At 55.9% G+C, this 12872-nt stretch carries 13 protein-coding genes; 7 read left to right on the top strand and 6 right to left on the bottom strand.

Annotated elements, in window-relative coordinates:
* Positions 1-261 precede the first annotated feature (261 nt).
* Entirely contained in the window at positions 262-468 is a 207-nt protein-coding gene (locus AC2FIZ_RS19625) for a hypothetical protein (protein WP_281996093.1), read from the top strand.
* Positions 469-560: 92 nt separating this feature from the next.
* Here the strand turns inward: AC2FIZ_RS19625 and AC2FIZ_RS19620 are convergent, their stop codons facing one another.
* The 4 genes from AC2FIZ_RS19620 to AC2FIZ_RS19605 form a co-directional block, all read right to left on the bottom strand.
* Entirely contained in the window at positions 561-974 is a 414-nt protein-coding gene (locus AC2FIZ_RS19620; RefSeq protein ID WP_496791510.1) for a hypothetical protein, read from the bottom strand.
* Positions 975-1119: 145 nt separating this feature from the next.
* The gene (locus AC2FIZ_RS19615; protein ID WP_496791509.1) at positions 1120-3063 is read right to left on the bottom strand and encodes a multiheme c-type cytochrome; all 1944 of its coding nucleotides are present in this window, start codon (positions 3061-3063) and stop codon (positions 1120-1122) included.
* 56 nt (positions 3064-3119) lie between these two features.
* Positions 3120-4097, bottom strand: a complete 978-nt coding sequence (locus tag AC2FIZ_RS19610; protein ID WP_496791508.1) for an HAD family hydrolase — start codon at positions 4095-4097, stop codon at positions 3120-3122.
* Positions 4098-4194: 97 nt separating this feature from the next.
* Positions 4195-5826 carry an arylsulfatase gene (locus AC2FIZ_RS19605; RefSeq protein ID WP_271952628.1) on the bottom strand — a complete coding sequence of 544 codons (1632 nt, stop codon included), beginning with the start codon at positions 5824-5826 and terminating at the stop codon, positions 4195-4197.
* A gap of 217 nt (positions 5827-6043) precedes the next feature.
* Between AC2FIZ_RS19605 and AC2FIZ_RS19600 the strand changes: the two genes are divergently transcribed.
* A complete protein-coding gene (locus AC2FIZ_RS19600) occupies positions 6044-6385 on the top strand; it encodes a UvrD-helicase domain-containing protein (protein ID WP_271952627.1) in 342 nt (113 codons plus the stop codon).
* A gap of 258 nt (positions 6386-6643) precedes the next feature.
* On the opposite strand, the gene curA is transcribed toward AC2FIZ_RS19600, so the two are convergent.
* Positions 6644-7675, bottom strand: coding sequence for an NADPH-dependent curcumin/dihydrocurcumin reductase (gene curA, locus AC2FIZ_RS19595; RefSeq protein WP_496791506.1), 1032 nt, complete (start codon positions 7673-7675; stop codon positions 6644-6646).
* A gap of 657 nt (positions 7676-8332) precedes the next feature.
* On the bottom strand, positions 8333-8950 hold the full coding sequence (locus AC2FIZ_RS19590; protein WP_496690527.1) for a helix-turn-helix domain-containing protein: 618 nt from the start codon (positions 8948-8950) through the stop codon (positions 8333-8335).
* Positions 8951-9051: 101 nt separating this feature from the next.
* On the opposite strand from AC2FIZ_RS19590, the gene AC2FIZ_RS19585 reads away from it, so the two are divergent.
* From AC2FIZ_RS19585 to AC2FIZ_RS19565, 5 genes are read left to right on the top strand one after another with little or no spacing between them, the layout of a single operon-like run.
* On the top strand, positions 9052-10242 hold the full coding sequence (locus AC2FIZ_RS19585; protein WP_281973654.1) for an LLM class flavin-dependent oxidoreductase: 1191 nt from the start codon (positions 9052-9054) through the stop codon (positions 10240-10242).
* Positions 10235-10912, top strand: a complete 678-nt coding sequence (locus AC2FIZ_RS19580) for a glutathione S-transferase family protein (RefSeq protein ID WP_281996098.1) — start codon at positions 10235-10237, stop codon at positions 10910-10912. Before AC2FIZ_RS19585 ends, AC2FIZ_RS19580 begins: the two co-directional genes overlap by 8 nt.
* Positions 10912-11394, top strand: a complete 483-nt coding sequence (locus tag AC2FIZ_RS19575) for a flavin reductase family protein (protein WP_281973656.1) — start codon at positions 10912-10914, stop codon at positions 11392-11394. The genes AC2FIZ_RS19580 and AC2FIZ_RS19575 overlap by 1 nt, the downstream gene beginning before the upstream one ends.
* A complete protein-coding gene (locus tag AC2FIZ_RS19570; RefSeq protein ID WP_496791505.1) occupies positions 11391-12287 on the top strand; it encodes an alpha/beta hydrolase in 897 nt (298 codons plus the stop codon). The genes AC2FIZ_RS19575 and AC2FIZ_RS19570 overlap by 4 nt, the downstream gene beginning before the upstream one ends.
* Positions 12284-12658 (top strand): nuclear transport factor 2 family protein, encoded by a 375-nt coding sequence (locus tag AC2FIZ_RS19565; RefSeq protein ID WP_271952617.1) that lies wholly within the window; start codon positions 12284-12286, stop codon positions 12656-12658. Before AC2FIZ_RS19570 ends, AC2FIZ_RS19565 begins: the two co-directional genes overlap by 4 nt.
* The last annotated feature ends 214 nt before the right edge of the window (positions 12659-12872 follow it).

Genomic DNA, 12872 nt, shown 5'->3' with positions numbered 1-12872 from the left:
AAAATCCCCTTGTTATCATAGGGGTGGGAAAGCGTTTATTTTCTTAACAGATGCTTTCTCAGCCAGTATCAATAGTACGAAGGTATTGACGTGCGTCCGGCAATAGGGCTGTTTCATTCTATGACGACATCGCAGCATATCTTTCTCATACGGTTTCTCTGATCTGCCCCTGTTAGGGCCAACCGTTGGCTGCTTCTCAATTCTACTCTTCTTCGCACGTTGTCGGTCGGTTTTTCTCACTGGATAGATGAGGGAACTGCTATGAAGACCATCAAACTCCTACTCGCCACTGATCCCAATTTTGAAAAAGATGCTCTTACGCATCGGTTCACTGAATATTTGAAGAAATTGCGCAAAACGCGGCTAGCCAGAGAATTCATCGGAGACGATGAACATTCGTTCGATCTCGGCGGAAATGATTTCGATAAAGTTGCTCGCGAACTATCGGATGGTGTAGCGCTAACTTGAGATGACAAGCGGCGCATCAAAAATCTAGTTAAGCGCATCCCACAACACAGGGCTGAAGTCTCAGGTCTTGGGCATCTCTCGGAGAAAGAAATCTAACGACTGCGCCCACTAATGAATAAGGTTCGCTTGGTGGAGCCGAGAGACGAGCACTGGGTGGACGAGATAGTATCTTCTTTACATGAAGAAATGCCGTGGATGTCTGCCGCCACCAATGAGGGCTGGCACGCTTTGCGGCGCATCTCTAGTATCAAAGATACAATCTCGTTGCCGAAGGACAGGTCCGTGTACATATAGTCGGTGAGAAAGCTCCATTTCCCGTTACTGGCGGCAAAGGCTCCCATAAAGGCAAAGTCCAGATTCTCAAGCGCGTCGCCAAACATGAGTGCGCCCTTGATCTGCCCTGAGGGTGTATCGATTGCGGTTTTGGTCTCGGGCGCGAACAGGTAGATCGTTGCCTCGTAGTTCCAGTCAGTATTCTGAGCAGACGCGGGCCCGGATGCCGGCAACTGCCGGCACGATTGCGGTCAAGATCGTTTTCATAGGCAGTGCCTTTTGAGCTAACGTTTCATTGTGTGCAGGGTGGCTTCAGGGATAGCAGAAGCTGAGCAGCTCAGCGGTCCGCTCTGAGGTTCCGGATTCTGGCAAGAGCAGTCACTCGCTATCTCCTTGCGGCGCAGGTTTTCCTTCCAGCTCTGCCTGTGCGGCCAGAAGTGCGGGATGTTCCGGATTGGCTGACAGAGCTTCTGCCACAACCGCGGCGGCAGCAACGCGTCCTTGGGTTGCCGCTGTGATCCTGGCCAGTATCATCCATGCATCCAGCCGTTGCGGATCCAGCCGCACCACCTCGCGGAACGCGGATGTGGCCATGCCCATGTTGCGCATGGTCAGTGCCACACCGCCCAGTTGGAGGTGGGTTTCAGGAAAATCGAGCCGGTTTGCCATGGCATCCTGCCATTCAGCCATGGCGGCTTGCAGCTCTCTGGCGGTTCCGTTCTGGAGGCGGTTCTCCGTATCACCCAGCATCGCGCGGGCAGCGGCCATGCGCACATTGCGAGCAGGGTCGGCAAAGACAGCGGCCAGGCGCTTGCCCCTTTCCTGAAGCGGTGCAAGGCGCTGCAGAGAGGCCGCGGCAGCGCGGACAAGCGGATCCGGGTCCCGCAGCAGGTCCGTCAGCCTAGCGGCGAACAGCGGGTCGTTGGACTGCTCCAGAAGCCAGAGCGCAGTGGCCCGCACGATGCCCGGCTGGCTGGTATCCTGCGCGAGCGCGGTCAAGTCGCTGGCCGCCGCTGCCGCATCGGCACGTCCCCGCGCCAGCACCTCCCCGTAATGTCGGCCACGATTTCTGTCGTCCGGATACCAAGCGGAAATCTGTGCAGCTGCCCAGGCTGCGTCCTGGCCGCCGTGGCAGGCGGTGCAGGCATCCGGTGCTCCCGTCACCGGCGAAAGATCCGGCCGGGGAATGCGGAAGGAGTGATCGGCGCGCCAGTCGTTGCCCATGTAGACGCGTTCTGGCATGTGGCAGGACTGGCACTTCGCTCCGGCGCTGTTTTCCGGGTGGAAGTGATGTGCAGGGCTGTCGTAGTCCGCTGCTGTGAGTGTTGGGAAATCCGGATTGCCCGCCGCGCTGTGGCATTGGGTGCAAAGGCCGTTGCCTTCTGCCTTCAGCTCCAGATTGTGCGCGCCGTGGCAATTCAGGCAAGTCACGCCCCGAGCATGCATCTTAGATTGCAGAAAGGAGCCGTAGACATAGACCTCGTCCTGGATCTGCCCGTCCGCGTGGTAAAGTCCTGGGCGCAAAAGTGCGAGCGTGTAGGCATCATGAAAACGCGTGCCTGGCACCGGGTTGCCGTCCAAGTTGGCCTCGCGTCTGGAATGGCACGTCGCACATTGTTCAACTGCCTGCCGAGGATCGGCGAAATCCACAGGAAATCCATGGTTTGCGGGCGGCGGTGTCCTTGTCGTTTCCCATGTATCAGCCCAATCAACGTGGTCCTTTCCCGGTCCGTGGCAGGCCTCGCAGCCAACGCCTATTTCTACCTGGGTTGATGCATAGCTTAAACGGCTTGCGTCGTAGTTTTTGAGGAACCCGGTGGCGTGGCACTCTGCACAGCGCGCATTCCAGGTCTTGTAGGGACCTGTCCAATGCAGACCATCCAACGGAGGCAGGGTCTGGTCCGGATAAAGGTGGAACCACTTCTCCTCTTCGGTGTCCCAGGCCACGTCAAAACTCTGCAGTTGCCCCGGTTCGGTCTCGAGAAGATATTGCTGCAGCGGTTCGATCCCCGCAACCGAATGCACTTGGTATTCCGCCTGCGATCCATCCTTTTCGATCACCTCGACGTAGTATTCGCCCTCCGCTCCTGTCTGAAACCGGGCAGTCATACCGTCATGGTGAAAGGCCGTTCCGCCGAAGTCACCTGCGACCGTCTCCCGCGACGGCGTTGTCCAGGCCTGAGCGTGATGCGATCCTGCCCAGCCTGCGGCACTGTCCTTATGGCAACCGGTGCAACGATCCGACCCCAAGTAGCCGTCAAGGCTCTGGGCCATCGCTGGCAGACCCAGCAGCAAGAGAAGGATCAAGACTACAATCTGCATTTTCAGAGGGCCATCCGATTTTCTGGGGCGTTCATGCACAGGGATGGTGCAGGGCTTCATTCGCGGCTCGGCCAGATCCGCTCCCAATCACGGGCCATGTCGATTACCAGCCAACTGCGGCTGGCTGCTTCATCAAGTCCGCGTGCAAGCTGCCCGATATGGCTTTCACGGCCGTAAGCGTATTCGCGTTCGCTGTCAGTATGGTGCAGCAGGATGCCCAGCCGCGCACCATCGCCCGCAGTAGTCCACTCAAGCATCTGGAAATCTCCATCGGAATTTCCCACTGCGATCACCGGACGGCGCCCGATGCGGGCCTCGATAGCAACGGGCTTACCTGCCTTGTCGTCGATGAAGAATAAACCGGGGTCCTTCATCACCCGCGGCGGTCCGTCCCCGGCGGAATAACTGCCATTTCCGATGGACCCGATGACCTGCTCGGGCGGAATGTTATAGGCGCTTTCAGAGAACACCCGGATGAAATGCAGGCCGCCGCCTGAGGCGATGTAAGTACGGAAGCCTTCATCTCGCAGATAGGTCAAGAGCTCTAGCATGGGTTGATAAACCATTTGGTCATAGGCCAGGCCTGTGCCGGAATGCCTGGCCGTGTCCAGCCAGCTGCGCACGGCGGCTTGGAACTCGTCCACCGTCAGGCCGGAGTGGGTGGTGGAGACGATTTCCAACAGTCCCTCAGTGCCCGAGGCGGCCACTGTCTCCATGTCGCCTTCGACTGCGGCCCGCAGCACGTCAGACGTGAGCACCCCGGGATCAGCAGCGGCCATTTCTTTCAATCGGTCGATGGCAAATAGCAGTTGAAAGTAGACCGGCTGTTCTGCCCAGAGCGTGCCGTCATTGTCGAAGGTCGCAATACGCGCGGCCGGGGTGACATAATCAGGTGAATCCGGGTCCGTTATGCCTTCGACAAACGCAATGATCCGATCCTTGGTGGCCGTGCCCGTCCAAGACGGCAAAGGGTCTGCGAGCGGAGCTGATGCAAACAGAATTGTCAAAGGAATTGAAATTAGCAGAGCACGCATGGGGACAACCTCCGCAAGTGCAGGTAAAGGGATGCCGAGGCAACCGGAAAATTACGCGCCCCGACGGAATACTCCGTCGGGGCGAACTGGAATGAGTCTACTGCGAGCCGCCCGGCTGCGACAGCTTCTCCATTACCTTGTCGAGGCTGAACGAAGCCGCCTCCTGCCGTGGCGGGTATTCTTCGAAGGTTGCCAGGAACTGCCCTACATAAGCCTGGGCCGGCACCAGCATGAAGGCATGGTCGAGCAGCCAGTCGTAATAGGTGTTCGACGTCCGGTAACCACGTTCATAAGGGTCGCGGCGCAGATTGAAGATCAGCGGCACGCGCAGCGGCGTCAGCGGCTCCATCCAGGCCCGGAGAGTTCCCCAGGCCTTCTGCTCGAGGAAGGTGATCTTCCAGTTGTTGAGCCGGATCGCCGCGAGGTCGCCGTCGTCAGTGAAGTAGAAGATCTCATTACGCGGGCTCTTGTCCGTGTCACCCTTGAGCATTGGCAATAGGTTGTAGCCGTCGAGATGGACGCGATACTCGCGGCCTGCCATTTCCGGAACGGTGATGCCTTCAAGCAAATCTTCCTTGATGGTTTCATTGCCTGCAGCGGCCAGGAATGTTGGCAGCCAATCCATGTGATGCACGATCTCGTTCGAGATCGTTCCGGGCGCGATATTACTGGGCCAGCGGACCATAGCAGGCACCCGCCAGGCGCCTTCCCACTGGGTGTTCTTCTCGCCCCAGAACGGGGTCATTCCGGCATCCGGCCATGTGTTCATATGGACGCCGTTATCAGTGGAATAGAACACGATGGTGTTATCGGCGATGCCGAGCTCGTCAAGCTTTTCGAGGAACTTGCCGATATCCATGTCGTGTTCGATCATGCCGGCAGTGTATTCATCAGCTTTTTCCCCATTGTATAACTCATCCGCGAGCGCGCGGTTCTCTTCGCTGACGTGGGTACGGAAATGCATCCGTGTGCCGCTCCACCACAGGAACCACGGGGTGCCGGCGTTGGTCTGTTCCTCCATCCAGGCAATTGCAGCATCTGATGTCTCGTCGTCCACAATCTCCATCCGCTTCCGGGTCAGAGCCCCGGTATCCTCGATATTCTGGGTGATTTCATTTTCGCCGTAGGTCGCGGTCACGTTCAAAACACCACGCGGACCGAACCGTTCAAGGAACGTCGTGCCGTCTGCCAACACCATATCCTTCGGGTAGTCCTCGTTTTCCGGCTCTTCTTCGGCGTTCAGATGGTAGAGATTTCCGAAAAACACATCGAAACCGTGGTTCGTCGGAAGGTGTTCATCCCGGTCTCCCAGATGGTTCTTGCCGAATTGACCGGTGGCATAGCCTTCGGCTTTGAGGAGGCCGGCAATGGTGGGATCTTCGATCTGCATACCTTCCTTGGCACCGGGCAGGCCGACCTTGGAAAGGCCGGTGCGGAAGACCGACTGGCCCATGATAAAGGATGACCGGCCAGCGGTGCAGGATTGTTCACCGTAGTAGTCGGTGAAGATCATACCTTCTCTGGCAACCCGGTCGATATTCGGCGTTTGATAACCCATCAACCCCATTGTGTATGCGGAGATATTGGACTGGCCGATGTCGTCGCCCCAAATGACGAGAACGTTCGGCTTGCCGCCCGCGCTGCCTTCCTGGGCAAGCGCCGGCGCAATCCCAATGCTTAAAATCAGGAACCCGGCCGCGACGGCCCTGTTCAAATACGAAACTGGCATAATCGGTCACTCCCTCACATTCGCTAACAGTGAAACTTGAGTTGGTCGCAGACAAGCACCAAGCGAGAGACTTTGTCCGCCCGTAGAACATTTCGAGTGGGATCAACTATCCATAAGTTGAATGTATGGCGCAACACTTTCTTTTTTTTGGGCAATCTTTCGGTTGTCGGCCATTGTGTCTAGGCCGTTGCGGACCGGCACGTCATCAGGAACTGCCATGGCCTGCAAGCGGAGTCCTTGGCGCACGAGCCGGAGGCCCACGCGCACTGCAGGCTTTCCGGTCATCTTTGTCGATGAAGGTCAGGACACAGACCCGGCCTTTGTGGATGCGCTCCGCGAAGTGGCGCAGGCGGTTTCACTAGGCTTCTGTCTCGGCTTCTTCGGCGATCCGGAGCAGAAAATTTACATGCAAGGTGCCGGACAAATTCCGCCTGAAGAGGGATGGGAGATGTCTGACGTCAGCGCCAACCTGACGTTGACGTATTACAATATCATCGAATGCTGCGTTTGCTTCGATGGCCGCTATGAGCCGATTGTGTTGAAAAACTCGAGTATCTGACGGCTGCATTTGCGTCGCCGCTGGCGACATACACGCCTCCCAAAGCAATGTGCCCCCACGCAAAATCCCGGTCGAGCGTCATCCGAATGCCGTGACGGGGGACTAAACTTCTGAAAGTGGCGCATCCTTCCAGTCGCCCGAATGGCAGATTTCGGGATCAGCCGAGAAGATCGAACCTTTGGCTCAACTGCAGCTTTGGGCGGCACTTTGACGATGGAACCATCCAAAGAACGATGCAATGTCTGGCTGCGTGTCCGGCTAACCAACTTTTACGACCATCTTTCCAAAGTTTCCGCCGGCCAGCAGTTGATTGAATGCTTCCGGAGCATTTTCCAGCCCCTCAACCACATGTTCCTTGTAGCTTATTGAACCGTTTTTGAGCCAAGCCGTCATATCGCGGACAAACTCCTGATACACGTCGGCACCAAAGTTGTCGAAGATTATGAAACCCTGCATTCTGACTTTCATCCGCAGGATCGTGCCCATGATCGCAGGGCCCATATCCGGGCCGTCCGGTAGGCCGGGCAGGTTGTACCAGGATACAATCCCGCAGACGGGCATCCGTGCAAACGGGTTCAAGAGCGGCAATACGGCATAGAGAACTTTGCCGCCAACGTTTTCGAAATACACGTCAATTCCACTTGGACAAGCTTCGCGCAGTTGCGCCGCCAGATCATCAGATCGATGGTCCAAACACGCGTCAAATCCAAGGTTTTCGACTACATGAGCACATTTTTCAGAACCGCCTGCGATGCCCACTACGCGACATCCTTTTAGCTTTGCGATCTGACCGACTGTTGCGCCTACCGGGCCGGCTGCGGCAGCCACAACAACTGTTTCACCGGCTTTTGGCTCCCCGATTTTCAGAAGCCCGGCATAAGCCGTGTAGCCTGGCATTCCGAGAATTCCGAGCGACCAAGACGGGTTGTCCGGGGATTTCCCCAACTTAACGACCTGCGTTCCGTCTGAGACAGCAAAATCCTGCCACCCGCTTGTATTGAGCACATACTCACCGACTTCGTATCCTTCGATGTTGGATTTGACCACCTGCCCGACGACCTGCGCCGTCATAACACCGCCAATCGGAACGGGTTCGGCATAGGATTTTGCGTCATTCATTCGGCCGCGCATGTAAGGATCCAACGACAGATACACCGTACGTACCAGCATTTCGTCTGGTCCAGGTTCAGGAACGCTCGTGGTTTCCAGGCGCAGTGTATTCTCGTCCGGTTGTCCGGTTGGGCGATTGGCGAGAACAATACGACGATTGGTGGCGGATGCTTGGGGCATTGTGACCTCTCATAAGACGGCTTTCTTGCAACAGAGACCAAATTCCGCTGCAGAGCAACACGACAGCACCAACGAGTTCGAAAAACCTATAGACTTGGCCCAATCACGCACGATCTGCGCATTGAAATGCCCAAACGCTCATGGAAACGCCCTGCTAAAAAGTAATCAAACCCGACCCTAGTTTTGTCTTCCATTCACCTCTCGACTGAGTTCTGGTTCCTTCAAGAATCTCGAAGTGGAGGGGTCTCCGAGTCTTGCTTTGCAGGTCTGAAGCTTGCTCATGGATCTGACCAGAAGCCATGACATCATAGACTTCAATCGTGACCAAGCCATAGCCGCACAATTTACTGTCGATGGCCATATCGAAGAGAGCGAGATCGCGATGGTTAGCTGCGAGCGGACGCAGTGTCTCAAATGCAGTGCGAGAGGAGAATCTGGTGTTGCTGTTCAGCGGAAGGGGTAACCATTCATGCAGACCGTAGCGGCGATTAGTGGTCGAATTTACAGATCGCAGGACAAAGCCAACTGTTGTCTCTATTGACCAAATGACTGGTTTTGGCCCAAGCAGTTAGGTCAGACCTGTGGGCTTTTCCGAATGCCATTATCCGTTGCTTTGTATCAAAAGCAATTCTCGCAATAGCGATGGCTGGCCAATAATCACCAAGTAATCCGTATTGGCGACATCGCCCAGACCATTGTGGCCTCATTGTCAGTCCGGTTGCGGAACCGATGCGCGATCATTGAAGGGTAGGAAAAGCTGTCGCCTTTGCGAAGAACTATGATTTCTTCACCAAGGCGCAGCTCCACTTCGCCACTCAAGACGATCGCATGTTGCTCGCCCTCGAAGGAATAGCCTTCCTGGGGTTCGGGCGGTGTACCGGCCCCTGGGCGGAACCGGGACAGGATCAGATAGCATTGTCCGGATAGTGTGCTGGATAGCAGTTCGTCTTCGAATCCCAACTCCTGGGTTGTTCGCGTGTACATGTTGGAAAGCGCCCTGCGATTTTCTTTGCGTACGACGTGTTTGCGCTCCAATGGTCCGGCACCCGATTGCTTGGGAAAGAACCAGTTGGGATCGACCGAGAGCGCTTCACTGATCTCTCGCAGAAGCTCCGCCGATGTTTTTGCTGATCCCAGCTCGATCCGGCTCAGATACGCCGTCGAGCAGGATACCGTTTCCGAAAGGTCTTGTAACGTCAGGCCACGCGCCTTGCGCACTTCGCGGATTTCGCTGCCAAGCCGTTGAGTGTCAGTATCAGTAACGTTGCTATTCATGCATTCGGGATAAGAGATTTTTGTTGATTTTTCGAGTAAAATTCAACTTAGTTGAAAATTGGGTAATAATTCAACTTACCACATCTGTCCGGGAGATCGCTATGCGCTTTGATTTGATTGCCAATTTCAGTCCTGGTGAGACGATTCCCTGGACCCGGACATTGGAGATGATCCTCGAACAATGTTCGCTGGCAGAGCAGGCTGGATTCACGACCGCCTGGTTCACAGAACATCACTTTGCCCATAACGGCTATATGAACGCGCCGCCCAACCCGATCCAGATGGGTACGCATGTGGCTGCTCATTGCACAAAACTGCGGGTTGGAACGGCGCCCATCATCTTGCCGGACTGGCACCCATTGCGCGTGGCCGAAGACGCGGCGATGCTGGATAACATGTCGCTGGGCCGGTTCGATTTTGGTGTCGCCAAGGGTATCAATGAGCGCTCGACTATCCAGTTCAATTCGGACGCGGATCGGCGCGACAACGGCAAGGTGATGCGCCTCTATCAAGAGAGCCTGGATATAATTCTGAAGGCGTGGACCAACGACGCCTTCACCCATCAAGGTGAGTTCTATGAGTTCCCAGTTCCAGGCTGGAAAGAAACCAACCGTTTTTTTGAACCGCTGGACCCGCGCTATCACGACGAGAATGGCGAGTACAAAGCGATATACGTGCATCCACGCCCGTATTCTGATCCGCACCCACCGGTCTGGCTCATGTCGAATGCGCCTCCTACATTCAAGCTTGCTGGTGAAAAAGGGTGGGGTGTGATCTCGATGGCCGCTGGACCCAAGGCGACACTGGCCTGCTGGGAACCCTACCGCGAGGCGCTTTCCAAACGTGAAGGGCGCAATGTGAAACCAGGGGAAGGCGTTGGCGTCTGCACGGCCTTCTATGTTGGTGCAAGCATGGAGGAGGCTGTGACCACTATTCGTGGCCCGATCAATGCCTATTACGAATTCCTCGGCGGGTCGCGCCCCAAGGGCGAGTGGACAAAACATGGCTATCTTGATGTCGGCGAAGAGATGACTTCTGAGGACGAAGAGATGGATTGGTTCGATTTCCTCAATAAACGCGGGATCATTGTGGTTGGTGACGCCGAATATGTAGCGGATCGTTTTGCCGAGCGGCAGGAAACCATCGGCCTCGACCACCTCATGTTGATGCAGCAATACACTGGCGTTCCCTATGAGAAAATCCTGTCCAGTTGGCATCGACTGTTTGAGCATGTCGTTCCAAAATTCGGGACACAATCCATCGCGCAGAAAAGGATGTTGGAACATGCTTGAAATTTGGGGGCGGCCCTATTCATCAAACGTTATTCCGGTGATTTGGACAGCCAATGAGTTGGGATTGGACTATACGCTGCAACTGGCCGGGGGCAGCTTTGGCAAGCTCGACACTGATATGTACGCGCAGATCAATCCCAACAAAATGATCCCGGCGATCCGCGATGGGGATTTCGCGCTTTGGGAAAGCCTCGCCATTGTGCGGTATCTCTGCGACCGGTACGGCGCGGGAACGTTTAGCCCCTCTGACCTACAGACCCGCGCCATCGCGGATCAATGGATGGAGTGGTCCGCCAGCCGTGCCTTCGGGCCGGTGATTTACCTGTTTTTTGCAACTGTGCGCACCCAATCCGACCAACGGGACCCGGAACAGATCGCCAAACTTCGCGATGAGGCGCATGAAGCACTGACCATTCTGGATCAGCACCTTGCGGATAAGGCCTATGTCTGTGGCGACAGCTTTACCATGGCGGATATTCCGCTGGGTTGCGTGGCGTATCGCTATTTCAATGTCGAGGTCGACCGCCCACCGTTGCCCAATGTCGAAGCGTGGTACGAACGATTGGCGGAACGCCCCGCATACCGGGGTCACGTCATGCGTCATTTCGGCACAAACCCGGATGAGTGGGCCGCCCTTGAAAAGGCCTGTGTCAGTGAAGGAGTTCTGTGATGGACTTGCGTGACTTTCGCCGTGCGCTTGGCGCTTTTCCGACAGGGGTCACAATCGTGGCCACTTATGACCCCGAGGGCATGCCATGGGGCCTGACCGCCAACTCCTTCACCTCGGTCTCACTCGAACCGCCTGTGATCTCTGTCTGTGTCGCAAAATCGGGTCGCGTGTTCCCGACGCTGTCCAGGTCTGATCATTTCGCGGTCAACATCCTGTCCGCGGATCAGAAAGCTCTGGCGTTGCATTTTGCCAGCAATGTGGAAAACCGGTTTGCCGATACGGAATGGACTCCTGGGGCCAAGACGCCTTTGGTCCCCGGTGCATCTGCGCATCTGGAATGCACCGTGCACAACCGGGTTGATGCAGGTGATCATGAAATCCTCTTGGGACGTGTCGTGAACTATGCCCATGCACCCGTTCCTCCGCTGGTCTTTTGTCGCGGCGCGTTCTTTTCCGCGCCCCAATCGGAGGCAGTATCATGAGTGATCACCTGACTTTCCACACCCGGTTCAGCCCTGACGAATTCGACGCGCAGTACAATTTGCGGGCTGGGCGGCCGGACTATGAAGTGACCGTCATTCCCGGGTGGAGCCGCGACAGCGCCCACGCGCGTGCAACATCCGATTGCAGCCTGGATATCCGCTATGGAGAAGGTGAAAAACAAAAGCTGGATGTCTTCCGCTGCGCGGACACCGCCGCACCGACATTGGTCTATTTCCACGGCGGCTATTGGCAGCGTGGCGACAAATCGATCTACGGCTTCATTGCGCCGCCGTTTGTTGAGGCGGGGTTCAATGTTGTTGTCATCGGATACGATCTTTGCCCGTCTGTGACCATCACGAGAATTTCAGAAGAAGCGCGTGAGGCCATGTCCTTTGTCTGGCGCAATGCGGGCGCATTGGGCATCAATCCAGACCGTCTCTGCGTTATGGGCCATTCCGCTGGCGGCCATATTACCCAGATGATGATGGCGACCGATTGGCCGGCATTTGACGATGACTTGCCCGCAGACCTGATTAAATCTGGCATTCCGGTCTCACCGCTCAGCTATCTTGAGCCGGTCCGCCTGACCGAGGCTTTGAATGCGGGCATCCAAATGGATCCGGCAGAAGCCCAGGCCGAAAGCCCGATGACCAAGCACCCACCGGGTACCAATGCCCCTCAGCTGGTCGTCGTCGGCGGCGCAGAAACCGACGAGTTCCACAGGCAGGCACAAATGTATGTCGAAAAATACGAAACAGCAGACCGCAAGATGGGTCTCTATTTCGTGCCCGATGTGGATCACTTTGACGAACTGAATGTGCTGGTCGACCCGGCGAGCCCCTTCTTCAAACACACTTGCGATATGCTTCAAGGAAAAGGACCGAAATCATGACCGCTTTGACCCGAGACCTAGTCGACTCTGTCGGTGACGCGTTTAACGCCAATGACATCGATGCCGTAATGAGACACTTCGCAACCGACGCTACATTTGATCACGCTGTTGGCCCCGAAGAACATGGCGTGCGTCTGGAAGGAGCCGAAACCATTCGTGGTGCTTTTGCAGCCCTGTTCGAAAAGGTCGCGAACGTGCATTGGGAAACGCTCGACTGCGCTATTTCCGGCAACAAGGCTTATTGCGAATATCGCCGTACAGCCGTGCACAAGGATGGTTCAAAAGAAGAGTTTCTAAGCGTTGACATCCTGACCTACCGAGACGGGCTGATTGTCCATAAAGACACGTATTACAAGCAACGTACAAGCTGACCCGACAGCCTTTGATGCAGCCAAGCACGCAGCAGTTTTGTAAGAGGGAACCTATCTCGCTTTGACAAACCGCTGCGTCGGCAATCAAGTTCCGTTTCGCGCAATCCGTTATTGGGTAATGAAAAGATGCGAAAACATCTAGGGTCAGGACCCATTGATTTCCGTTTTGCGGCGTGATTCACGGTTCAAAAACGAGCGGTGAACATGTCTGATC

It is taken from the genome of Ruegeria sp. CDSB022, from assembly GCF_059611145.1.
The sequence above is the reverse complement of the archived record's forward strand: the minus strand, read 5'-3'. Positions and strand labels throughout refer to the sequence as shown.

Bases quoted from the DNA above. Each gene is read 5' to 3' on its own strand.
- curA (WP_496791506.1), bottom strand. From the start codon at position 7,675: ATGCCCCAAGCATCCGCCACCAATCGTCGTATTGTTCTCGCCAATCGC.
- AC2FIZ_RS19590 (WP_496690527.1), bottom strand. From the start codon at position 8,950: ATGAATAGCAACGTTACTGATACTGACACTCAACGGCTTGGCAGCGAA.
- AC2FIZ_RS19600 (WP_271952627.1), top strand. From the start codon at position 6,044: ATGGCCTGCAAGCGGAGTCCTTGGCGCACGAGCCGGAGGCCCACGCGC.
- AC2FIZ_RS19570 (WP_496791505.1), top strand. From the start codon at position 11,391: ATGAGTGATCACCTGACTTTCCACACCCGGTTCAGCCCTGACGAATTC.
- AC2FIZ_RS19605 (WP_271952628.1), bottom strand. From the start codon at position 5,826: ATGCCAGTTTCGTATTTGAACAGGGCCGTCGCGGCCGGGTTCCTGATT.
- AC2FIZ_RS19575 (WP_281973656.1), top strand. From the start codon at position 10,912: ATGGACTTGCGTGACTTTCGCCGTGCGCTTGGCGCTTTTCCGACAGGG.
- AC2FIZ_RS19585 (WP_281973654.1), top strand. From the start codon at position 9,052: ATGCGCTTTGATTTGATTGCCAATTTCAGTCCTGGTGAGACGATTCCC.
- AC2FIZ_RS19625 (WP_281996093.1), top strand. From the start codon at position 262: ATGAAGACCATCAAACTCCTACTCGCCACTGATCCCAATTTTGAAAAA.
- AC2FIZ_RS19610 (WP_496791508.1), bottom strand. From the start codon at position 4,097: ATGCGTGCTCTGCTAATTTCAATTCCTTTGACAATTCTGTTTGCATCA.
- AC2FIZ_RS19580 (WP_281996098.1), top strand. From the start codon at position 10,235: ATGCTTGAAATTTGGGGGCGGCCCTATTCATCAAACGTTATTCCGGTG.
- AC2FIZ_RS19615 (WP_496791509.1), bottom strand. From the start codon at position 3,063: ATGCAGATTGTAGTCTTGATCCTTCTCTTGCTGCTGGGTCTGCCAGCG.
- AC2FIZ_RS19565 (WP_271952617.1), top strand. From the start codon at position 12,284: ATGACCGCTTTGACCCGAGACCTAGTCGACTCTGTCGGTGACGCGTTT.